This is a genomic window from Halomonas faecis (assembly GCF_010993975.1).
GTDB classification, from domain to species: domain Bacteria; phylum Pseudomonadota; class Gammaproteobacteria; order Pseudomonadales; family Halomonadaceae; genus Halomonas; species Halomonas faecis.
The window spans coordinates 175,229-198,394 of the sequence record NZ_JAACZO010000059.1 but is presented as its reverse complement, the minus strand read 5'-3'; the positions used below and the strand labels follow the sequence as shown (position 1 = coordinate 198,394).

At 65.5% G+C, this 23,166-nt stretch carries 17 protein-coding genes; 10 read left to right on the top strand and 7 right to left on the bottom strand.

Annotation, left to right across the window (positions count from 1 at the left end):
* Positions 1–483: 483 nt before the first annotated feature.
* Positions 484–3,333 carry an FAD-binding and (Fe-S)-binding domain-containing protein gene (locus GFD32_RS19755; RefSeq protein ID WP_163578289.1) on the bottom strand — a complete coding sequence of 950 codons (2,850 nt, stop codon included), beginning with the start codon at positions 3,331–3,333 and terminating at the stop codon, positions 484–486.
* A 47-nt stretch (positions 3,334–3,380) separates the two neighbouring features.
* Entirely contained in the window at positions 3,381–4,535 is a 1,155-nt protein-coding gene (gene lldD / locus GFD32_RS19750) for an FMN-dependent L-lactate dehydrogenase LldD (RefSeq protein ID WP_163578288.1), read from the bottom strand.
* A gap of 342 nt (positions 4,536–4,877) precedes the next feature.
* On the opposite strand from lldD, the gene GFD32_RS19745 reads away from it, so the two are divergent.
* The 3 genes from GFD32_RS19745 to GFD32_RS19735 are packed head-to-tail and all read left to right on the top strand — an operon-like array spanning position 4,878 to position 8,958.
* On the top strand, positions 4,878–5,651 hold the full coding sequence (locus tag GFD32_RS19745) for a GntR family transcriptional regulator (protein ID WP_163578287.1): 774 nt from the start codon (positions 4,878–4,880) through the stop codon (positions 5,649–5,651).
* 9 nt (positions 5,652–5,660) lie between these two features.
* Positions 5,661–7,583 (top strand): sensor histidine kinase, encoded by a 1,923-nt coding sequence (locus GFD32_RS19740; RefSeq protein ID WP_163578286.1) that lies wholly within the window; start codon positions 5,661–5,663, stop codon positions 7,581–7,583.
* Entirely contained in the window at positions 7,576–8,958 is a 1,383-nt protein-coding gene (locus GFD32_RS19735; RefSeq protein ID WP_163578285.1) for a sigma-54-dependent transcriptional regulator, read from the top strand. The genes GFD32_RS19740 and GFD32_RS19735 overlap by 8 nt, the downstream gene beginning before the upstream one ends.
* A 10-nt stretch (positions 8,959–8,968) precedes the next feature.
* On the opposite strand, the gene GFD32_RS19730 is transcribed toward GFD32_RS19735, so the two are convergent.
* Both GFD32_RS19730 and GFD32_RS19725 read right to left on the bottom strand, forming a co-directional pair.
* A complete protein-coding gene (locus tag GFD32_RS19730) occupies positions 8,969–9,529 on the bottom strand; it encodes a gamma carbonic anhydrase family protein (RefSeq protein ID WP_163578284.1) in 561 nt (186 codons plus the stop codon).
* A gap of 16 nt (positions 9,530–9,545) precedes the next feature.
* On the bottom strand, positions 9,546–10,886 hold the full coding sequence (locus GFD32_RS19725; RefSeq protein ID WP_163578283.1) for a sodium-dependent transporter: 1,341 nt from the start codon (positions 10,884–10,886) through the stop codon (positions 9,546–9,548).
* A 147-nt stretch (positions 10,887–11,033) separates the two neighbouring features.
* On the opposite strand from GFD32_RS19725, the gene prlC reads away from it, so the two are divergent.
* From prlC to GFD32_RS19705, 4 genes are all read left to right on the top strand, one after another.
* Positions 11,034–13,082 (top strand): oligopeptidase A, encoded by a 2,049-nt coding sequence (gene prlC / locus GFD32_RS19720; RefSeq protein ID WP_163578282.1) that lies wholly within the window; start codon positions 11,034–11,036, stop codon positions 13,080–13,082.
* Positions 13,083–13,144: 62 nt separating this feature from the next.
* Positions 13,145–13,390 carry a YheV family putative zinc ribbon protein gene (locus tag GFD32_RS19715; RefSeq protein WP_163578281.1) on the top strand — a complete coding sequence of 82 codons (246 nt, stop codon included), beginning with the start codon at positions 13,145–13,147 and terminating at the stop codon, positions 13,388–13,390.
* A 333-nt stretch (positions 13,391–13,723) separates the two neighbouring features.
* On the top strand, positions 13,724–14,707 hold the full coding sequence (locus tag GFD32_RS19710; protein ID WP_163578280.1) for a TAXI family TRAP transporter solute-binding subunit: 984 nt from the start codon (positions 13,724–13,726) through the stop codon (positions 14,705–14,707).
* A 94-nt stretch (positions 14,708–14,801) separates the two neighbouring features.
* Positions 14,802–16,997, top strand: a complete 2,196-nt coding sequence (locus GFD32_RS19705; RefSeq protein WP_163578279.1) for a TRAP transporter permease — start codon at positions 14,802–14,804, stop codon at positions 16,995–16,997.
* Between the two features lie 99 nt (positions 16,998–17,096).
* On the opposite strand, the gene metF is transcribed toward GFD32_RS19705, so the two are convergent.
* Complete coding sequence (metF, locus tag GFD32_RS19700; RefSeq protein WP_163578278.1) at positions 17,097–17,939, bottom strand: methylenetetrahydrofolate reductase [NAD(P)H]; 843 nt, start codon at positions 17,937–17,939, stop codon at positions 17,097–17,099.
* 166 nt (positions 17,940–18,105) lie between these two features.
* On the opposite strand from metF, the gene GFD32_RS19695 reads away from it, so the two are divergent.
* The 3 genes from GFD32_RS19695 (at position 18,106) to GFD32_RS19685 (ending at position 19,923) form a co-directional block, all read left to right on the top strand.
* Positions 18,106–19,032 carry an AEC family transporter gene (locus GFD32_RS19695; protein ID WP_163578277.1) on the top strand — a complete coding sequence of 309 codons (927 nt, stop codon included), beginning with the start codon at positions 18,106–18,108 and terminating at the stop codon, positions 19,030–19,032.
* A gap of 70 nt (positions 19,033–19,102) precedes the next feature.
* Positions 19,103–19,456: a DUF6152 family protein gene (locus GFD32_RS19690; protein ID WP_163578276.1), complete on the top strand. Its 354-nt coding sequence runs from the start codon at positions 19,103–19,105 to the stop codon at positions 19,454–19,456.
* Between the two features lie 8 nt (positions 19,457–19,464).
* Positions 19,465–19,923, top strand: a complete 459-nt coding sequence (locus tag GFD32_RS19685) for a hypothetical protein (protein WP_163578275.1) — start codon at positions 19,465–19,467, stop codon at positions 19,921–19,923.
* Here GFD32_RS19685 and ahcY read toward each other — a convergent pair.
* Together ahcY and ligB are read right to left on the bottom strand one after the other, a co-directional pair.
* On the bottom strand, positions 19,920–21,329 hold the full coding sequence (ahcY, locus tag GFD32_RS19680) for an adenosylhomocysteinase (RefSeq protein ID WP_205599173.1): 1,410 nt from the start codon (positions 21,327–21,329) through the stop codon (positions 19,920–19,922). The genes GFD32_RS19685 and ahcY overlap by 4 nt on opposite strands.
* 78 nt (positions 21,330–21,407) lie before the next feature.
* Entirely contained in the window at positions 21,408–23,078 is a 1,671-nt protein-coding gene (gene ligB / locus GFD32_RS19675; protein WP_163578274.1) for an NAD-dependent DNA ligase LigB, read from the bottom strand.
* Between the last annotated feature and the right edge of the window lie 88 nt (positions 23,079–23,166).

Below are 23,166 nucleotides of genomic sequence, written 5' to 3'. Positions count from 1 at the left end.
GCTCAAGGGTCAAACGTCTCGTTGACGAGTCGCTTGCCTTGATGATCAGTGACTGCTCACTGCCTCATCGACAAGCGCCCACATGAATTACCTGATCGATTGTTAAAGAGCGGCTCCGGGCTCTTGTGAAGAGGGGAGCGTCCCGCTGCTGCCGTCGGCCGTGCCGCCAGCGCCTAGCGAGGAAGGCGTATTCTACGTGATCGGCGCCGGCTGTCAAGAGCGATCGCCTCGCTCAGCGGCCTATCCACGTCAGTGACGAACGCCGCGCCATGCCGGCAAAAAACTCCGCCGCATCAAGCGCTTCCGTCACTCTCCACCGCTGGCAACGTGACCCGTCGCCGGCAGCGGATGCGTACTTTACGGCCTCGATGACGGCAACGCAAGGCCCTTTGTAAAATTCTTTCAGGCTAGGGCGTGCCTCAGCCTCGACCCACCTATCCACAGGCCAGGCGCGCTTCCCGCCTGTGGATACTCCAGCCGCTCTCATGGGTGCTGGAGCGGCTGGCTGGCCCGCTCTAGCAACGAAAGAATCGAGCGATAGGATATACCACCATGCTGGGTCAGCCCGATCTCGCAGGTTCGCGAATTGGAATAGCCGGCATCACAACCCGCCACCTGCTCGGCCAGACCATGGAGCGCCGAAGCGTTGAGTTCCGGCGTCACCAGCCCCTTGTCGCCCGCAAAGCCACAGCAGGAGATTTCCGCCGGCACCACCACGTCACGGGCGCAGGCACGAGCCAAAGCGACCATACGCTCGCCGAGCCCCATGTGGGTGCTGGAACAGGTGACGTGCACCGCTACGCGCTCATCCAGCGGCGTGATCCGGAGACGCGACAGCAAGTGGTCATGCGCGAAGCCGACCGGCTCCTGCACCGACAAGCGCTCATCCAGGCGCGACTGCAGGTGCAGCATGCAGGGACTGGTGTCGCTCACGATCGGGTAGCGACCGTTCTCGCTGGCCACCAGCAGCTCATGGTTGAGTTCGCCAGCCTTGCGCTTCGCCTCATCGAACTGCCCCTTGGAGTGGAAAGCCATGCCGCAGCACAGGCGGCTGACTTGTGCCGGCACGATGACATCGAAGCCGGCCCGCTCCAGTAGAGTCAGCGTGACCTCCATGATCGAGCGCGTCTCGCTGTCGCCATGGCTCGCTCCGAATACGCGCGTGGCACAGGAAGGCAAGTAGACGACCTTGTCCCGCGACTCACCTCGGGTTGGGAATGGGCGCTGCAGCACTCGCACCGGCGCTGCTTTGGGGACGCTAGGCACCCACTGCGGAACCCGTTGCCCACTGAGGCGCGTCGCCGTGCGGCTCACCCCGGCGAGCCCGCGCTCGCCCAACATGGCACGACCGACGCCGGCCAAGCGCAATACGCCCCGCGCAGAACGCGTGACGGCAGAGAAATGTCGCCCTACGCGAGCTGCCAGCCCGGCAGCATGAGCGAGCCGTTCATGGCGCATGTCGCGGATCAGTTCGCCGGTATTGATGCCGACCGGACATTGGGTCGCGCAAAGCCCGTCGACGGCACACGTCTCGTCACCCGCGTAGCGGTAACCCTTACGCAGCCGCTGGAGACGTTCGGCCTCTTCACTGTCGAGGCTTTCACCCAGCGCCTCGAGTCGAGCCATCTCGCGCGCGATGACGATGCGCTGGCGCGGTGTCAGGGTCAGGTCTTTCGAGGGACAGACGTGTTCGCAGAAACCGCACTCGATGCATTTGTCGACGATGGGATCGGCAGACGGCAGCGGCTTGAGGTTCTCCAGATGCAGCGTGGGGTTGCGGCTCAGGATCACCTCGGGATTGAGCAGGCTCTCCGGGTCGAAGAGTGTCTTGATCCGCCACATCAGAGCGTAGGCCTCGGGCCCCCACTCGAGCTCCACGTAGGGAGCCATGTTGCGTCCGGTACCGTGCTCGGCCTTGAGCGAGCCGCCGTACTCCACGCCCACCAGCCGGGCCACCTCATCCATCAATGCCTGGTAGCGCTCGACCTCACCAGGCTTCTCGAAACCCTGGGGGAAGACGAAGTGCAGATTGCCCTCCAAGGCGTGACCGAAGAGGATGGCGTCGTGGTAGCCGTGACGGTGAAAGATGTCGGTGAGCGCCAGCACGCCCTCGTCGAGTCGCTCAATGGGAAAGGCGACATCCTCGATGATCACCGTGGTACCGACCTCGCGCACCGCACCCACGGCGGGGAACAGCCCCTTGCGGATCTTCCAGTAGAGCGCGTAGGTGGCAGGGTCGCGAGTGAAGGCGACGGGCTCGAGGGTCTCGATGTCGGCCAGCGTCGTCTGCACCGCCTCGAGCCGGGCGGCGAGGTCGCCTTCGTCATTGCCGCGCACGTCGACGAGCAGTGCCGCCGCTCCGTCCGGCAGGGTGCCAAGCACCTCGGGCATGCCCGCCTCACCGGCTACCGAGCGCAGGGCGGCGCGGTCCATCAGCTCCACTGCCGATACCGGTGCCCGCTTGAGGGCAATAGTGGCGCGGCAGGTGGCCGCCATGTCGGGGAAGAAGGCCAGCGCCGCAGCCTTCTCCGGTTCATCGACCACGGTCTCGTAGGTGATGGTGCTGATGAAGCCCAGCGTGCCCTCGGAGCCGATCATCAGGTGTTTGAGAATCTCGATGCCATCATCGAAGTCCACCAGGCTGTTCAGCGCGTAGCCAGTAGTGTTCTTGAGCCGGTACTTGTGGCGAATCTTGTCGGCCAACGCCGCGTTGGCGCGAGTCTCGGCGGCGAGCTCCTCGAGCCCTTCGACGAGGTCGACATGGCTGCGGCGGAAGGCCTCGCGGCTCGACGGATCGGCGGTATCCAGCCGTGTGCCGTCGGCGAGAATCACGCGCATGTCGCGCACCGTGCGATAGCTGTTCTGGGCCGTGCCGCAGCACATGCCCGAGGCGTTGTTGGCGGCGATGCCACCCACCATGCAGCTATTGATCGATGCCGGATCGGGACCGATCTTGCGACCATGAGGCGCCAGAAGCTGGTTGGCGCGTGCGCCGATCACTCCGGGCTGCAGGCGGATGGCCCGGCCGCCGTCGAGGATCTCGTGACCGCGCCAGCCGCGCCCCAGTTGAATCAACACCGAGTCGGTCACCGCCTGGCCCGAGAGCGAGGTGCCTGCCGCACGGAAGGTAACCGGGAGGCGGCGATCTCGACACTCGGCGAGCACGCGAGACAGTTCGTCCTCATTGGCCGGGCGCACTACCAACTGGGGAATCAGCCGATAGAAGCTGGCATCGGTGCCATAAGCCAGGGTACGCAGGGGGTCGTCGATCAGCCGCTCGGCGGGGAGCGTGTCGCGCAACGTTTCGAGCAGTGCCTTGTAAGGAGCTTTCATGACGGCTCTCGGTCAGCGAAAGGATCAGAGCGGGCGTGGCCAGGCATTCAGTCGACGCCGTGGCTGGCGCCCGACACCAGCGAATCCGAGCCGAGGTCGGCAATGGTGCGCGCCCCGGTGAGCGTCATCGCCACCCGCATCTCCTTTTCGAATAGCTCGAGCAAATGGGAAACGCCCGCCTCCCCGGCAGTAGCGAGTGCGTAGATGAAAGCCCGCCCAAGCAATACGGTATCGGCACCCATGGCAATCATCCGCACCACATCGAGCCCGTTGCGCACGCCGGAATCGGCCAGAATGGCCAGATCGCCCTTGACCGCATCGGCGATGGCAGGCAAGGCATGTGCGGTAGAAGGAACACCATCGAGTTGTCGCCCGCCATGGTTGGAAACGACGATGCCATCCGCACCGAAGCGGACTGCATCACGGGCGTCTTCAGGGTCGAGTATCCCCTTGATGATCATCGGACCGTCCCAGAATTCGCGAATCCACTCCAGGTCCTTCCAGGAAATTGAGGGATCGAAGTTGTCGCCGAGCCAGGCGATGTAGTCCTCGAGCTCCGTCGGATGACCGCGATATTCCGAGACGTTGCCCAAGTCATGAGGGCGGCCATGAATGCCCACGTCCCAGGCCCAGAAAGGATGCGTCGCCGCCTGCAGCATACGCCGAATCCCGCCATGCTTGCCGCTCATGCCGGAGTGCGCATCGCGGTAACGCGCCCCCGGCACCGGCATGTCGACCGTGAAGACCAGCGTCTTGACGCCGGCGGCCTTGGCGCGTTCCAGGACATGCTTCATGAAGCCCCTATCCTTCAGCACGTAGAGCTGAAACCAGATGGGACGGTCGACCGCCGAGGCCACCTCGTCGATGGGGCATACCGACACCGTCGACAACGTGAACGGTATGCCTTTGCTGGTAGCTGCTCGTGCTGCCTGCACCTCACCGCGCCGGGCGTACATACCTGCCAACCCCACGGGTGCCAAGGCAACGGGCATGGCTAGAGACTCACCGAACAGCTCGGTCTCCAGCGATAACGTAGACATGTCCTTCAGCACGCGCTGACGCAACGCAATACCGGCAAGATCCTCGACATTACGCCGCAGCGTATGCTCGGCGTAGGCCCCACCGTCGGCGTAGTGAAAAAGGAAGGGAGGAATCCGGCGCTTGGCGGCTTGGCGGTAGTCCGTGGATGCTGAAATGATCATGGCGAGCCCTGTGCAGATGATGCGCTATGCATGAGTGGCCATCGAAGACATCATGTCGAGCGCTCAGAGGGGATTGACGGGATAGGCGAACGAAGGCGATCATTATTGTGGTAAATTGGTAAAACCAATTTACCTCCAAGAGTGAGTGAACCTTAGGGGGCGGCCCTCACCCTGTCAAACCAACTGCCACCTCCAACCCCTAGACTTTGGTATCAAGCCTGATTCAATAAGCGTCAGGCGTTTGACGTGCATCGGCTTTCCGCACCGCTTCCAGGATTGCATGCCCCCCGCCAATACAGGCACTATTGGTTTGACCAATTTGGCATACTTCGGGAATCGCGCATGACCTACCAAGCCCTCCGCCAGCCACGGCTGGCCGATGTCATTACCGAACGCCTCGAAGCCATGATCCTCGAAGGCAGTCTCAAGCCGGGGCAGCGCTTGCCCCCCGAGCGCGAGCTGGCGGAACGCTTCGGAGTCTCGCGCCCTTCGCTTCGCGAAGCGATTCAGAAACTCGCCGCCCGCGGCCTGCTGAGCAGCCGCCAGGGGGGCGGCACCTTCGTCACCCAGGAACTCAACAGCGGCTACAGCGACCCACTGCTGGACATGCTCTCGCGGCACCAGGAGTTTCACCTCGATCTGCTGGAATTCCGCGATGCCATGGAGGGCCTCTCCGCCTACTACGCTGCGTTGCGCTCCACCCCTGCCGACAAAGCGATGTTGATCAAGCGCTACGAGGAACTCGAAGCCAGCTTTGCCGGCCGCGACCCCGAACTCGAAGCCGGCGCCGACGCCGCCTTTCACCTGGCCATCGCCGAGGCGGCTCACAACGTGCTGCTGCTGCACACCATTCGCGGCATCTTCCATCTGCTCGAACGCAGCATCGTGGACAACCTAGCGCATCTGTTCGAGAAACCCCAGTCGCGCCCCCTGTTGATGAAACAGCACCGGGCACTGCTCGACGCCATTCTCGAAGGGCGCGCCGAAGACGCTCGTGCACGCTCCCACGAACACTTGGTGTTCGTGGAAGAAGGCCTGCTGGAGATGGAACGCGCCGAGACCCGTGCCCAGCGGGCACTGCGCCGCGCCCAGGCGCTGCCCGAGCAAGAACTCTAGGGTAGCGCCATGAACCGCGCTCCACACCGCCCGTCACGCATGCCGCGCACCTTGCGGCGCACCCTTCTGGTACTGCTGCCACTGGGACTGGCAGTCAGCGTCTGGCAGGCTGCGGAGATCGCCCGCGAGCAGGCTCTGGCGAGCCTGGCCCGTGAAGCCGAGAACGAGCTGCGCCTCTCAGCCACCGGCCTCGAAGGGCACCTCACCCGGCACGACTATCTGCCGCAGCTGCTCGCCTCACGCGAAATGGTCCAACGCTTTCTGGCCAAGCGTGGCCGTCAGGACCCCATGCCGCTCAACCTGCTGCTCGATCGTTTCCGCGCCACCGCGGACGTTTCCGACGTTTACCTGATCGACCGTAACGGCGACACCCTGGCGGCGAGCAACTGGCACCGCCCCAACACCTTCATCGGCCAGAACTACGCCTTTCGCAGCTACTTTCAGGATGCCATCGCCGGTCAACGCGGCCGTTTCTACGGCCTGGGCGTGCAGTCCATGGAGCGTGGCTATTACTTCTCCGCCCCGGTATGGCTGGACGAAACCGCCCCCAACGCCCGCCCCGACGGCGTCATGGTGATCAAGGTACTGCTCGACGATGTCGAAGCCAGCTGGGCTGACCAGGATGCCGAACTGCTGGTCACCGACCGCGACGACATCATCTTCATGGCCAGCCAACCGGAGTTGCGGCTGGCCGCCCTGCATCCACTCTCTGAAGACGAACGCCAGGCCCTGCTGGCCACCCGTCGCTATGCCGACGAGCCCCTCTCGCCCTCGGGTATCGAGGTGCTGGAAACGCGCGGCGATCGTAGCGAGCTGGTGCGTTTCGCCGACGGCCCACTCGAGGAAGGCAGCTACCTTCGCCTGTCGCGCGCCATGCCGGCCTTCGACTGGGAAATGCACATCCTCAAACCGCTGGCCCCGGTCCACCGCGCGCAGTGGCTGGCCGCCCTGCTGGCTGGCGGTCTCTACAGCGTGGTGGTCCTGGCCGGCGGCGTAGGCTGGCAGCGCCTGCGCCTGCGCCGTGAGCGCGAGCAGTTCGCCGAGCGCGAGCGGGACACGCTGGCCCATGCCCGCGACGAGCTGGAACGCAACGTCGAACGGCGCACCCGCGACCTGGTGGAGACCAACCGTCGGCTCTCCGGCGAGATCGAGGAGCGCCGTCGTGCCGAGGAGAATCTACGGCGCACCCAGGACGAACTGGTACAGGCCGCGAAGCTCGCCGTGCTTGGACAGCTGGCTGCCGGCATCAATCACGAGCTCAACCAGCCACTGGCAGCGATTCGTGCTTACACCGAGAATGCCCGCGCCTTCCTCGAGCGCCAGCGGCTCGAGGCCGCCGACGCCAACCTTGCCCAGGTCATCGAGCTCACCGGACGCATGGCCGAGATCAGTGCCCAGTTGCGTCAGTTCTCGCGCAAGAGCGGCGACAGCCTAACGGCCATCTCGGTACCTGCCTGCTTCGAGTATGCCCTGCGCCTCTACCAGGCTCGGCTGCGCAGCGCTCAGGTCGAGGTCGAGCGCCAGTGGCCGGTAGAGACGACGTGGGTAGTGGCCGACCTGGTGCGTCTCGAACAGGTTCTGGTCAACCTGATCGGCAACGCCCTGCAGGCCATGAGCGACACTCTCCAGCCTCGACTGATACTGAGCATCGAACCCGGTGAATCCGAGGTTGCCATCGGGGTGGCCGATACCGGCCCCGGCATCGCCGAAGAGCACCTCGGGCGCATCTTCGAACCCTTCTTCACCACCAAGGCGCCGGGCAGCGGTCTGGGGCTAGGCCTGTCGATCTCGTCGCGCATCGTCGACGACCTGGGCGGCCACCTCACTGCCGCCAACCGGCCTGGCGGCGGCGCCCACTTCACCGTGACCTTGCCTCGCGCCACCACCCCTACGAGCCCATCATCCACTCAGGAGCCGTCCACCCATGCATGACCCGGTCGACACGCCGGTGCTGGTCATCGACGACGAACCCCACCTACGCATCACTGCCGGCCAGACTCTGGAGCTCGCCGGCTACCGGCCCGAACCCTTCGACCGCGCGGAACGCGCCCTGGCCGCGCTCCCGACGGATTTTCCCGGCGTGATCGTCAGCGACATCCGCATGCCGGGCATGGATGGCATGGCGCTGCTGCGCGAAGTGAGAAACCGCGACCCCGACTTGCCGGTCATCCTGATTACCGGCCACGGTGACATTTCGACGGCCGTGGAGGCGATGCGCGAGGGAGCCTGGGACTTCCTGGAGAAGCCTTTCGCTGGAGAACGCCTGGTCGAGATGGTGCGTCGCGGCGTGGAAAAGCGGCGACTGAGCCTGGAGAACCGCCAGCTCAAGGCCGAGCTCGAGGCACAGCAGGCCGCCCCTGGACCACGCCTGGTCGGCCGTACCGCGGCGATCCAGCGTCTCGCCTCCATGGTCCAGCGCATCAGCCAGGTCGAGACTGACGTGCTGCTGTTCGGCGAGACCGGTACCGGCAAGGATCTGGTGGCACGAGCCATCCACGAGCGCAGCCCGCGCGGCGGCCACCCCTTCGTGGCCATCAACTGTGGCGCCGTGCCCGAAAGCATCATCGAGTCGGAACTGTTCGGCCACGAGAAGGGAGCCTTCACCGGCGCCCTCGATCGGCGCATCGGCAAGTTCGAACACGCCGATGGCGGCAGCGTGTTCCTCGACGAGATCGAATCGATGCCGCTGGCGCTGCAGGTCAAGCTGCTGCGGGTACTCCAGGAGCGCTGCGTGGAGCGCCTGGGCGCCAACGAGCCGGTGGGTCTCGACATTCGGGTGATCGCCGCCACCAAGATCGACCTCAAGGCCGCCGCCGAAGCGGGCCGCTTTCGTGAGGATCTCTACTACCGGCTCAACGTCGTCACCCTACCCATTCCGCCACTCCGCGAACGGCTCGAGGACATCCCGCTGCTCTTCCAGCACTTCGCCGTGGTCGCTGCCAACCGCAGCGGGCTGGAGGCACCGCCGCTCGACACCGGCGGCACCTCCGCGCTGATGGCTCATGATTGGCCAGGCAACGTGCGCGAGCTGCGCAATCTCGCCGAACGCTACGTGTTGCTCGGCTCGGCCTTCGACTACCGTCTCGATGCACTGCTCGAGGGTGTAGACACCGACACCACCGACGTTGCCCTGCCCCAGCAGGTGGAACTCTTCGAAAAGAGCCTGATCGCCCAGTCGCTGGCCAGTCACCACGGACGCATCTCGGAGGTATGCGAGCACCTGGGCCTGCCGCGCAAGACACTCTACGACAAGCTCAGGAAATACGGTCTCAAGGCCGAGGACTACCGTCACAATACTGCAAGCTGAGGAACGCACCTCAGGGGGCGGCCAGGTACTCATCCTTGAGCTTCACATAGTTGCCCGCGGTGTAGGGGAAAAAGGCGCGCTCGCTCTCCTTGAGTGGCCGCAGCGCCTTGGCCGGATTGCCCGCATAGACATGGCCGCTTTCCAGACGCTTGCCGGGCGGCACCACGGCGCCGGCCGCAATGATCACCTCATCCTCGACGACGGCGCCATCCATGACGATGGCCCCCATGCCCACCAGGATACGGCTGCCCAGGGTAGCCCCATGGAGAATCGCCTTGTGACCGATGGTGACGTCGTCGCCCACGGTGAGCGGAAAGCCCTCGGGGTTGAAGTCGCTGGCATGGGTGATATGCAGTACGCTGCCATCCTGCACGCTCACTCGCGCGCCGATGCGGATGCGGTGCATGTCTCCACGTACCACCGCCATGGGCCACACCGAGCAGTCGTCGCCCAGTTCCACGTCGCCCAGCACCACGCTGGCCGCATCCACGTAGACCCGCTTGCCCAGCCGAGGGGTGATGCCGCGCCAGGGACGCAGCGCCCCTGCACGGGCCGTCGCTCGTTCGTTCATGGCTCTCCTCCAGAGGTCAGATCAGGCCGGCACCCAATACTACCAGCGTCAGCGGAATCGACACCCAGCGCACCACGCCCTGCCACAGCCGGAAACCCGACTCGCCCACGCCCAGCGCTTCGTTAGCGGTGTCGTTCGCCATCACCCAGGCGGCAAATATCGCTATCGCCAGTCCGCCCAACGGCAGGAAGATTTCGGTGGGCACGCTGGTCACCAGATCGAAAAACGTCTTGCCCGCCACCGGATGCCACTCGGCCAGCGTCGAGAACGACAGTACCGAGAGCAATCCCACCAGCCACACCGCCACGCCGATGAGCGCTGCCGCCCGGCCGCGACGCACACCGAGCCCCTGAAGGGTAGCGACCATCGGCTCGGCCAGGTTGATCGACGAGGTCCAGGTGGCGAGCAACAGCAGCAGGAAGAACAGCGACAGCCATAGCGCCCCCCAGGGCAGTTCGGCGAAGGCGATGGGCAGGGTGACGAACATCAGCCCCGGACCTTCGGCGGGATCCATGCCCTGGGTGAACACCACCGAGAAGATGGCAATGCCGGCCAGCAGCGCCACCGTGACGTCGAGCGCCGCCACCGCGCCGGCCGCCCTCGGCAGGCTCTGCCGGTCGGGCATGTAGGCGCCGTACGCCATCAGCGCGCAGGCACCCACCGCCAGAGTGAAGAAGGCATGTCCCATGGCGTGCAGCACCACCAGCGGGGTGATGGCCGAGGGGTCGGGCTGGAACAACCAGGCCAGCGCCGGACCGAAGCCCGTGGTAGTGGCCGCGAAGCCGGCCAGCAGTACCAGCAGCAGGTAGAGAAGCGGCATCAGCAGGTTGTTGAGCCGCTCCAGACCCTTGGAGACCCCGGCGGCGACCACCGTCATGGTCAGCAACAGGAAGAGTGTGTGATTGAAGGTCATGCGCGCCGGGTCGGCGAGGAAGGCATCGAAGCCGGCGCCGATCTCCGCCGGGCCGGCGCCGACGAAGTCGCCGTTGATCGCGGTCACCAGGAATTCGATGGACCAGCCCGAAACCACCGAGTAGAAGGACAGGATGCAGAACACCGTGACGGCCCCGAACACCCCCAGCAGCCGCCAGTGACGACTGGCTCCCGCCTGCGCCGCCAGGTGGCCGAGCGAGGCCACCGGCGAGCGCCTGCCGGCCCGGCCAATGAGGATCTCGGCCATCATCACCGGCAGCCCCAGCAGCAACACGAAAGCCACGTAGAGCACCAGGAAGGCGGCTCCCCCATTCTCGCCGGTGATATAGGGAAAGCGCCAGATATTGCCCAGCCCCACGGCAGCCCCGGTCACCGCCAGGATAAAGGCGCGTCGGGAGCTCCAGCGCTCCAGGGTTGCCTGCATGCCAGTGCCCTCTCGTTGGAAAGGCGCAAAGCCTATCAGGCCGGCGCGATGCCACCAAACCCTTTGTCGGCGTTGAAACCCGGCCTCATCGGCCGCATCTAAGCCAGGCACGTTCTTTTCGTCCCCTTCACCGTCGCCGAGGTGCGCATGACCCGCAACCCCCTGCTCGAGTCCCATGAGCTGCCTCCCTTCGAGGCCATCCAGCCGGAACACGTGGTGCCCGCCATCGACACCCTGCTGGCCGAGAACCGCGCCGCCATCGACGACCTGGTCGCGCGCGCCGAGCGGGAACCCCCCACCTGGCAGAGCCTCGCTGCCCCGCTGGAGGCATTCAACGACCGCCTGTCGCGAGCCTGGTCGCCGGTTTCGCACCTCAACGGCACCATGAACAGCCCCGAACTGCGCGAGGCCTACCAGGCGTGCCTAGCCAAGCTCTCCGACTACAGCACCTGGCTCGGCCAGCACGAGGGACTGTTCCGCGCCTGGCGGGCCCTGAAGGAGGGGCCCGCCTGGGTCGGACTGGACGCAGCGCAGCGCCGCACGGTAGACAACACCCTGCGCGACTTCCGTCTGGCCGGCGTCGACCTGCCCGCCGAGCAGAAGCGCCGCTACGGCGAGATCAAGGCACGCCTCTCGGAGCTGGCCAACACCTTCTCCAACCAGCTGCTCGATGCCACCCAGGCATGGCACAAGGACATCGTCGACGACGCCCGGCTCGCCGGCCTACCGGAAAGCGCCCTAGCAACGCTCGCCGCCAATGCCGAAGCCAAGGGGGTGAAGGGCTACCGTATCACCCTGGACTTTCCCAGTTTCTATCCGGTGCTCACCTTCGCCGACGACCGCGAGCTGCGCCGCGAGATCTACACGGCCTTCATCACCCGTGCCTCCGACCAGGGCCCCAATGCCGGCGAGTACGACAACGCCCCGATCATCGAGGAAACCCTGCGCCTGCGCCACGAGCTCGCCGGGCTGCTGGGGTTTGCCAGCTATGCCGAGCTGTCGCTTCAGACCAAGATGGCCGAGTCGCCCTGCCAGGTGCTCGATTTCCTCGACGACCTGGCCCGGCGTGCCGTGCCGCAGGCGCGCGAGGAGTTTGCCGAACTCGCCGCCTACGCCCGCGATACGCTGGGCCTGGCCGACCTCGAGCCCTGGGACGTGGGCTATGCCAGCGAGAAGCTGCGGGAAGCGCGTCATGCCATCTCCCAGGAGCAGCTACGCCCTTACTTTCCTGCTCCTCAAGTGGTCGACGGGCTGTTCCGGGTGGTCGAGCGCCTCTACGGCGTCACCTTCGTAGAAGACGCGAACGCTCCGCGATACCATCCGGACGTGCGCTACTTCCGCATACTGGAAGGGGCAAAACCCATTGCCGGCTTCTATCTCGATCTCTATGCCCGCGAAGGCAAGCGGGGCGGCGCCTGGATGGACGAATGCCGGGTACGCCGCCAGGAGGGCGACACCCTACAATTGCCGGTTGCCTATCTGACCTGCAACTTCACCCGCCCGGTGGGCGACAAACCGGCGCTACTGACCCACGATGAGGTCACCACCCTATTCCACGAGTTCGGCCACGGCCTGCACCATATGCTGACCCGTCAGACGATCGCCGATATCTCGGGCATCAACGGCGTGGCCTGGGATGCCGTGGAGCTGCCCAGCCAGTTCATGGAGAATTTCTGCTGGGAACGCGAAGGACTCGATCTGATCGCCAGCCATGTCGACACCGGCGAACCGCTACCCGCCGAGCTGCTGGAGAAGTTGCAGGCGGCACGCAACTTCCAGTCGGCCATGGGCATGGTACGCCAACTCGAATTCTCGCTGTTCGACCTGCGTCTGCATCACGAACTCACGGCACCTTCGGCGGCGGAGGTCCAGTCTCTGCTCGACACGGTACGCAATGCCGTCTCGGTGGTGCCACGCGCCTCGTTCAATCGCTTCCAGAACGGCTTCGGTCATATCTTCGCCGGCGGCTACGCAGCGGGCTACTACAGCTACAAGTGGGCCGAAGTGTTGTCCGCCGACGCCTGGAGCGCCTTCGAGGAAGCGGGTATTTTTGATACCGAGACCGGCCGGCGCTTCCGCCGTGAGATTCTCGAGCCGGGCGGCTCGCGCGATGCTGCCGAGCTGTTTCGCGCCTTCCGCGGCCGCGAACCGAGCGTCGAGCCACTACTTCGCCACAGCGGCATTCGCGCCGCCTGACACCGACCATCGACCATCGCCGCCGGACGCATCCCGCCCCGGCGGCCATTCCGGGAGGCCCCATGGCCGTTCAGAAACGCTTCATCGCCGGTGCCATCTGCCCCCGCTGCGCCGCAATGGATCGCATCCGCACCTGGGAGCAGAACGGCGTGCGCTACCGCGACTGCATCAACTGCGACTTCTTCGAGCAGCTGCCCATCGAAGACGGCAACGCTGCGGAACTCGAGACCCGCGTGAACCGCCACCGAGAAGAGCGGCGTCAGGACGACTTGCAGCCGGTGAAGATCCTCGATCCCAGGAGCCGTTGAAGCCAGAACGCCAGAATTTGCCCACAATCCGTGCGGATATCCGCACACCAGAAATGGCGTGACGTGCGGATATCCAGCCCCATTCAAGCCAAGCATACTCGACCTTGGTCGCAATCAACTTCAACAACTATTTGATATAAAAAAATAAATATTAAACTGGCAGGTAACCTGCTTACTCTCCCATGAACATTGCTCACCATTGACAGGGTCAGGGCAGCAATGGCCCGTCTTTGCCATACTGCTTGGCGAAGTGCCTGTCACTCGTTCGCATGACACGTTCACCATGGGCGTGACATGCCGACGCACAACCACAATCGCAACAGGAGAGACGCCATGCGCATCACAATGAGCCAGGTCCTCACCGGCACCCTGACCGGCGCCCTGCTGGTCGCAGGTAGCGCCCAGGCCGACCGTTCCGACTGGCCGGACAACTTCACCGTGGGCACCGCCAGCCAGGGCGGCACCTACTTCGTCTACGGCTCCGGCTGGGCCAACCTGATCGCCGACGAGCTGGACGTTTCCGGCGGCGGCGAGGTCACCGGTGGTCCCAACCAGAACCTCGCGCTGGTGCATACCGGCGAGCTGGCCCTGGGCCTGACCACCATGGGCCCGGCCGCCGAGGCACTGGCCGGCGAGAGCCCGCTGGCTCCCGGCGTTCCGATGGACAACGTCTGCGCGCTGTTCCCGATGTACGAAACGCCCTTCTCGATCACTACCCTCGCAGACAGCGGCATCGAGTCGATCTCCGACATCCCTGATGGCGCGCGCATCGGCTTCGGCCCGGCGGCTTCCACCTCCGACACCTACTTCCCGGCCATGCTCGAGGAGCTGGGCGTCGACTTCGAGCGCCGCAACGGCGGCTGGACGGACCTGGGCGGCCAGCTGCAGGACGGTCTCATCGATGTCATCGCCTTCGCTGCCGGCATCCCGATTCCGGCCGTCAGCCAGCTCGAGGTGCAGACCGACGTCAACATCGTCGAGTTCAGCGAGGAGGAGCAAGCCCAAGTGCTCGAGGCGTTCCCCGTCTCACCCTTCCAGATTCCGGCCAGCACCTACGAAACCCTCGAAGAGGATGCTCGCGCCGTCTCCATGTGGAACTTCACCATCGCCGGCTGCGACGTATCGGAAGATTTCGTCTACGAAATCACCAAGCTGAGCATGGAAAACAACGACCGGATGCGTGATATCCACCGCAGCGCTGCCACCAGCGTTCCGGAGAACATCCAGTACAACACCGTGCTGCCCTTCCATCCGGGTGCCGTGCGCTGGTACGAGGAGAACGGCTACGAAATCCCCGAAGAGCGCAAGCTGAACTGAGGCAAGCCTCGCTCCCATGTGTCATGCCCCGCGCCGGCCCACGGCCGGGGCATGATTGGCATTCCACCGTCCCACACCCGAGGGTGACCTACCCATGAGTCATACACCCGACACCCATCCCGAGCGTGACAACGAGGCCCGCGACAACGGCCCCGACCACGTCGTCGAGGGCGTCGACGAGGAGGTTGTCGAGTCCAACCGACGCCTCTACAAGGGGTGGCAGCTGATCCTGTTCGCCGTCCTGGCCATCGTCTACTCCGCTTTCCACCTGGTGTCGCTGAACGTCTACCCGATGGAAACCTGGTCATTTCGTATCGTCCACATCGCCGGTGCGTTGATCCTCGGCTACGGCCTCTACGCCGGCACGCGTTTCGCCGACGACAGCCGAGGCCCCGCTTCCCCATGGCTGACCTGGGTCAGCTATGCTCTGCTGCTGCCTGCCCTGTACGCACTCGTGCAGGTCTTCCTGATGCAGCGCGACATCGCCGGCGGCGCCATGCGCATCGCCCCTCACGTCGAGGCCTGGCACTACGGCTACCCGCTGATCCTGGCCACCTCGGCCGCCATCATGCTCTCCTGGGGCTATCGCCAGGTGCGCCAGAAGCTGTCGCCGCCCGACCTGGTGCTGATGGCATGTACCGCCGCCGTGGCCGGCTATTTGCTGGTGATCTTCAACACGCCGCTGCGCGCCTCGACCGGCACCTCGTTCGCACCCATGGGCATCTCCTACGCCGCCATCGCCGGGTCGTTGCTGATCCTTGAGCTGACGCGTCGCGTTGCCGGTCTCGCTCTGGTGGTCATCTCGGTCGTGTTCCTGCTCTACGTCTTCGCCGGCCCCTACCTCCCCGGTTTTCTCGGCTACCCTGGGCTCTCGGTGGGTCGCTTCTTCAGCCAGGTCTACACCGATGCCGGCATTCTCGGGCCGACCACCGCCGTGTCGTCCACCTACATCATCCTGTTCATCATCTTCGCGGCCTTCCTGCAGGCCTCCAAGGTCGGCGACTACTTCGTCAACTTCGCTTTCGCCGCCGCTGGCCGCGCGCGTGGCGGCCCCGCCAAGGTGGCGATCTTCGCCTCCGGCCTGATGGGCATGATCAACGGCACCAGTGCCGGCAACGTCGTCTCCACCGGCTCGCTGACCATCCCGCTGATGAAGAAGGTGGGCTATCCCGGCCGCAGCGCCGGTGCCATCGAGGCCGCCGCCTCCACCGGCGGACAGATCATGCCGCCAATCATGGGCGCCGGGGCCTTCATCATGGCCGAAATCACCGGCATCCCCTATACCGAGATCGCCGTAGCGGCATTGATCCCGGCCATCCTCTACTTCGTGTCGATCTATTTCATGGTCGACCTGGAAGCGGCCCGCAAAGGCATGCGCGGCATGCGCAAGGAGGAGATTCCGCTCTTCTCCAAGCTGGCCAAGCAGGTGTATCTGTTTGCCCCGATCATCATCCTGATCGCCGCGCTCTTCATGGGCTACTCGGTGATCCGCGCCGGCACCCTGGCCACCGCCTCTGCCGCCGTGGTGAGCTGGATCTCGCCTCACAAGATGGGCATCCGCTCTATCCTGCGTGCCCTGCAGCTGGCCGGCACCATGTCGATTCAGATCATCGCCGTATGCGCCTGTGCCGGACTGATCGTCGGCGTCATCTCGTTGACCGGCGTCGGCGCACGCTTCTCGTCGCTGCTGCTGGGCCTGGCCGGCGTCAGCCAGCTGCTGGCGCTATTCTTTGCCATGTGCATCTCTATCCTGCTGGGAATGGGCATGCCCACCACGGCCGCCTATGCCGTGGCCGCCTCAGTGGTGGCACCCGGCCTGATCAACATCGGCATTCAGCCACTGGTGGCGCACTTCTTCGTGTTCTACTTCGCGGTGGTTTCGGCGATCACGCCGCCGGTGGCGCTGGCCTCCTACGCCGCCGCAGGCATCTCCGGCGACAACGCCATGGGCACCTCGGTCGCCTCCTTCAAGGTGGGCCTGGCCGCCTTCATCGTGCCCTTCATGTTCTTCTACAGCCCGGCCATGCTGCTGGAAGGATCCTGGATGCAAATCCTGCGCGTCGGCGTTACCGCCACGCTGGGCATCATCCTGCTCGCCTCCGCCGTGCAGGCCTGGTTCTTCGGGCCGGTGAAGGCGTGGATGCGCGTGCTGATGCTGGTCGGCGCCCTGTGCATGATCTACGGCGGCATCTACACCGACATCGCCGGCCTGGCGATCGGCGGGCTGCTGTTCCTGCTGCAGCGCGGCCGCCACGGCGGCGGTGCCCAGCCAGCTGCCTCTTCGGGCTGAACGCACCGTTGGGTCATCCCATCAGCACAAGGGCCCCGCCATGGCGGGGCCCTTTCTCGTTGTGGGTGACGACGCTATGCGACGCTCTTCGCGGCGGAGTCAGACGGTGATGTTATCGAGGATCGCCAGCGTCGGTTCGGCCTGATTCAACGTATAGAAGTGCAGTCCCGGCGCCCCGCCATCGAGCAGCCGCTGGCAGAGACGCGATACCACCTCCTCGCCGAAGGCGGCGATCGCCTCGCTGTCATCGCCATAGGCCTCGAGCTGCTTGCGGATCCAGCGCGGGATCTCGGCGCCGCAGGCATCGGAGAAACGCGCCAGCTTGGTGTAGTTGGTGATGGGCATGATGCCCGGCACGATGGGGGCTTCCACGCCCAGGGCACGAGCCCGCTCGACGAAGTGGAAGTAGGCCTCGGCGGTGAAGAAGTATTGGGTGATGGCGAGATTCGCACCTGCGTGCATCTTGCGTGCGAAGTTCTCGAGATCCCGCTCGAAACTCGGCGCCTGGGGATGCGACTCCGGGTAGGCGGCCACGGCGATCTCGAAGTGGTCGCCGGTTTCGGCACGGATGAACTCGACCAGTTCGTTGGCGTAGCGCAACTCGCCGACACCGCCCATCCCGGAAGGCAGGTCGCCACGCAGCGCCACCAGGCTGTCGATGCCTTCTTCACGGTATTGCTGCAGCAGATCACGCAACTGGGCCTTTTCACTGCCGATGCACGACAGATGCGGCGCTGTGGTGATCCCCGCTTCGCGCACCTGGCGTACCACCTGGCGAGTGCGCGCCTGGGTGGAACCCCCTGCACCATAGGTCACCGAGAAGAAACGCGGACAGCGCTCAGCCAGAGCATCGCGTGCCCGTATCAGCTTGTCGCGCCCCGCCTCGGTGCCCGGGGGAAAGAACTCGAAGCTGATCCCCAACGGGTGTGCCTGCGTACTCATCGATTCACCTCATGTCCCTTTCATCGTTGACGCCATTCTGCCCAGGCCCGGCCCGCACGGCCAATGAAAGTTCCGCAGCGCACTATCGATGCCGTTCATGATGGTGCCTGACAGCCGACCCATCGACAGGCATGATGGCGGTTTTGACAAGGATGAACGGTATCCGATGATCGATCCTGCGACCTTGATGGGCCCGCTATGGACGCTGCTGGTCTTCGTGGCCCTGGGCTGGCTGGCAGCTCGCCGCCTGGCAGTGGACCCACGCCCCATCGCCACCCTGCTGATCTACCTGATCGCACCGCTGACTTTCTTTCGCGGGCTGATCCTGGGAGGCCCCACTCCCGACTATCTGCTGCTCACCACCGCGTTGTTCGCCACCGCCAGCCTGCTCGCTCTGCTGGTGAACCGGCTAGCCCGCGGCCTGCTTCCGTCGATGGAGAGCGCCCTGCTGGCGTTTTCCGCCGGCACCGGCAACACTGGCTACTTCGGCCTGCCGGTGGCCATGGTCCTGCTGCCACCGGAGGGTGTGACGCTCTATCTGTTCTGCATTCTCGGCGTGACGCTCTACGAGTTCACGGTAGGCTTCTACCTGAGCGCCCGAGGCCAGTTTTCGGTACGTGACAGCCTCGTCAAGATCCTTCGCTTGCCGCTGATCTATGCGTTCCTGGCCGCCCTCCTGGTGAGTGGGCTAGGCGTCGACATGCCGGCACCGGTCATGGAAGGGCTCGAGGCCTTTCCGGCCACCTACACCTTGCTGGGCATGATGATCATCGGCATGACGCTGGGGCGAGTCTCGCTGCGCGAGTTCGATGCCCGTTTCATCGCGGCTTGCGTGGCGGTGCGTTTCATCCTCTGGCCACTGCTGTCGCTCGCCGTGGCGGTCGGCCTGCAACCGCTGCTGTCGGCGGACATGGCCATGGTCATTCTGCTGCTGGGAGTGGTGCCCATGGCCGCCAACGTGGTGGTGGTGGCCATGGAACTGGGCATTCGCCCGGAGAAAGGTGCCCTGGCGGTACTCATCACCACCCTGGCCGCGCCGCTGTTGATTCCGCTCTACCTCACGGGCATGGCGCACTTGGCCGGGCTAGGCTGACCCCCCATGGGTCTTGCACCCTAGCGTCGGCGAACTAGCCTGAAAGAATATCCCCCGGGAGACGTAAGCCATGCGACGGCGACTCTTTCTGCTGACACTCCTGCTCGGCACACTACTGCCCCTTGCCCCGGCGGCGGCGCATCACGGCTGGACCGGCGGCGAGACCATCGAGCTCACCGGCACCATCGCTGCGCTGCGGCTGGGCAACCCGCACGGCGAGCTGACCCTGGACGTCGAGGGCGAAAGCTGGACGGTGGAAGTCGGTCAGCCGTGGCGCAACGACCGTGCCGGCCTCGAGGAGGGCGACCTGGCCGAAGGCGTCGAGATCCGCGTCTCCGGCGAACGCTCCGGCGAGCGCCTGATGAAAGCCGAGCAGTTGTGGATCGGCGAGCGCCACTACGTGCTCTATTCCGACCGCATCTGAAACGGCCGATGGCTGAGCTGCTGGACTGGCTGGCCGCAACGCCGCTGGCAGAGTGGATGCGCCTATCGCGCTGGGGCTACGCGGCCGTCAACGCCCTGCACGTACTGGGTATCGCCCTGCTGGTGGGGGCCATCGCTGCCCTCGACTTGCGCCTGCTGGGCTGGCGCCGCCGGCTACCTCTGACGCAAGCCGCCCGGCTGCTGCAACCGATCGCCGCCACCGGGCTACTACTCGCCCTGGGCGCCGGCTGCCTGCTGTTCCTTGCCGATCCTGCCGACTACGCAGCCATGCCCCTTTTCCAAATCAAGCTATCGCTGATCGCCCTGGCGCTGGCCAATGCGCTCGCCCTCAATCTGAGGCCGGGCATCGCCAGCGCCACGCCCCGACGACTTCGGCTATCCGCAGCACTGTCGCTGCTACTGTGGCTGGCCATTCTGGTCAGCGGCCGTTTTCTCGCCTTCGTCTAGTAGCGGTAGCTATCGGGCTTGAAGGGGCCGTCGGCCGGCACGCCGGTATACTCGGCCTGAGCTTCGGTCATGCGGGTGATCACCCCGCCGAAGCCAGCCACCATGTAGCGTGCCACCTCCTCGTCGAGATGCCGGGGCAGCACCGTCACTGCCAGCGCCTCGCGCCGCTGCTCAGCTGGCAGCTCGGCGAAACACCGCTCGAAGAGGTGCATCTGAGCCAGCACCTGGTTGGCGAAGGAGCCGTCCATCACTCGCGAGGGGTGGCCGGTGGCGTTACCCAGGTTAACCAGGCGCCCCTCGGAAAGCAGGATGAGGTAGTCGCGGCTGTCGGGATCGAATTCGCCCGGCGTGCCGTCACGATGCACCTTGTGCACCTGCGGCTTGATCTCCTCCCAGTGCCAGTGACGGCGCATGTGGGCGGTGTCGATCTCGCTGTCGAAGTGGCCGATGTTGCACACCACCGCACCGGGCTTGAGCGCCTCGAGCATGGCGGCATCGCAGGCGTCGATGTTGCCGGTGGCGGTGACCACCAGGTCGATGCGTGCCAGCAGGTCGCGGTCGATGCTATCGGCACCGCGGTTGATGCCGTCGCGGTAAGGCGAGACGACCTCGAAGCCGTCCATGCACGCCTGCATGGCGCACAGCGGGTCGATCTCGGCCACCTTGACGATCATGCCTTCCTGACGCAACGAGGCGGCCGAGCCCTTGCCCACGTCGCCATAGCCCACCACCAGTGCCTGCTTGCCGGCCAGCAGGTGGTCGGTGGCACGCTTGATGGCATCGTTGAGCGAGTGTCGGCAGCCGTACTTGTTGTCGTTCTTCGACTTGGTCACGGCATCGTTGACGTTGATCGCCGGCACCTTGAGCGTGCCGTCGCGCAGCATCTCCTGCAGGCGATGCACGCCGGTGGTGGTCTCCTCGCTGATGCCGTGGACGGCGTCGAGCAGCTCGGGGCGCCGCTCATGGAGCAACGCCGTGAGGTCGCCGCCATCGTCGAGCACCATGTTGGGCGTCCAGCCACCGGGGCCCTCCACGGTCTGCTCGATGCACCACCAGAATTCCTCCTCCGTCTCGCCCTTCCAGGCGAACACCGGGATGCCGGCTGCCGCAATCGCGGCAGCGGCATGATCCTGGGTGGAAAAGATGTTGCACGACGACCAGCGTACCGAAGCTCCCAGATCGATCAGCGTCTCGATCAGCACCGCCGTCTGGATGGTCATGTGGATGCAGCCGGCAATGCGTGCCCCGGCCAGCGGTTGCTGGGCACGGTACTTGTCACGGATGGTCATCAGCGCCGGCATTTCCGTCTCGGCAATGCGGATCTCGCTGCGTCCCCAGTCGGCCAGGCCGATATCGGCGACCCGGTAATCCTGAGCATTCAGAGCGGACACGGCGGGTTCGTTCATGCGTTACCTCCTCCACGGATCGATCAATGCCTTCCACTATAGGCAGGGGAGGACGCGGCAAACAACCGCTGGCAACCTTCAAAAATCCACGATGCCTTCCGCGCGCAGACGACTGGCCAGTTTCTGCACTGCCTCGTGAGCAAAGAAGGCGTGAAGGTCGGCGGCACGCACCTCACCCACGCCCGGTCGGGCCTGCCAGCTTGCCTTGCTGCGACTCGCCAAGGTCGGCCAGTCGTCACCGGGAGCCGGCTCGACACCCGGCGGCACTCCCAGCGCAGCCAGCCAGGCGGCAAAAGGACGCTGACGTGCGGCACTGAAACGAGCCTGGAGAGCGTCGGCCCGCGCCTTGCCGATACCTGGCGCCGCGGCCAACTGGTCGGCATCCAGAAACAGCCAGTCGAGCAGACCGTTCAACAGCCCCGCCTCCAGCAGTGCTCGCCAGGTACCCGGCCCCACGCCGACGAGGTCGAGGCCCTGGTCTCCACCCAGCCATTCGAGCCGCGCCAGGAACTGCTCCTCGCAGCCGGCGACGGGGCGAAAGCAGCTCAGTGCATGATACTCGCTCTCGTCGGGTGGCGAGACGGCCGGTCGCTCACTGGCACGCCATACCACGCCCTCGAGACGCGGAATGGTCAGCCCGCCCAGGGCAACGGCAACCTGGTCGCCAGTGCGAACGTCCAGCGTCTGCCAGCGCGCGAGCGACCCCAGGCTGACCCGGCGTATGGTGCGTCCGTCGAGTTCGATTGGCCGCAGGTGCAATAGCGGCGTGATACGCCCGGTCCGGCCAATGCGAAATTCGACACCTCGCACTTCGGCCAACGCCTCGCGTGGTAGGTGCTTCCAGGCCGCCGCCCAGTCGGGCGGCTCCGCTCGCCAGGCCGTGCCGGGGGGCCGCCCCGCCTGACGCAGCACGATGCCGTCGGTAGCGAAAGGTAGCGCGCCGCGATACCAGCGATCGCGCCAGCGGGCGGCATCTTCGACCCCGGACACCGGGTGAGTCATGGCAGCGCTCTCGGTCAGGCCCAGCGCCGCCAGCCCCTCCAAGCGTGCCGCCAGCGTCGCCGGGCCGTTCGGCCAGTCCCAGACGAACAGGCCGATCCGTAAGCCGGTCGCGTCGTCCAGCCGCTCACGGGCCAGCAGCCCGGCCACACGACTGCGCGCCCCGGCGCCGCCCGCCTCGGCCTGAACATGATCGTCGAGGCGCAGATAGAGTTCGCCCTGCAGCACGGCGTCCAGGGGCTCGGTCAACCGCTCGGGCACCGCTGGCAGGCGGCGAACGCGCGTGGTCCAGTCCTGCCCGGTGCGCCCGTCGCCACGGCTGATCGCTCGCTCCAGGCGACCTTCGGCGTAGACCAGAGTCACCGCCACGCCATCGACCTTGGGCTGCACCCAGACGTCATCACGCCGTGCCAGCCAGGTACGCACGGCGGCTTTCCCGTCGAGCTTGACCAGCCCCGTCTGGGGCACCGGATGAACCACTTCACCGGCGGGCAGTGCCACTGCCTCGGCCGAACCTGCCGCCTCGGGAAAGCAGCGCCGCCACTCGGCAAGCCGCGCCCTAGCCTGATCGTAGATGGTATCGCTGACCGGCGACTGACCGCGCCGATGATAGGCGTCGTCCCACGCTGCCAAACGCTCCGTGAGTGCGGCCAGCTCGCGTTCGGCGCGTGCACCGCTCCAGTCGGGGCAGTCGACGGCAAAGACAGGACTGGCCAGCAGCAGAAAAACGAGGGCGGCGAATCGGGGCATGACGGATTCCCGGCGGACATGTCCGAGAATCCTAATAAAGCGCCCCGCGCGATTCTGCCGGCGGGGCGCTTCGTGTCATGTAAGCGAT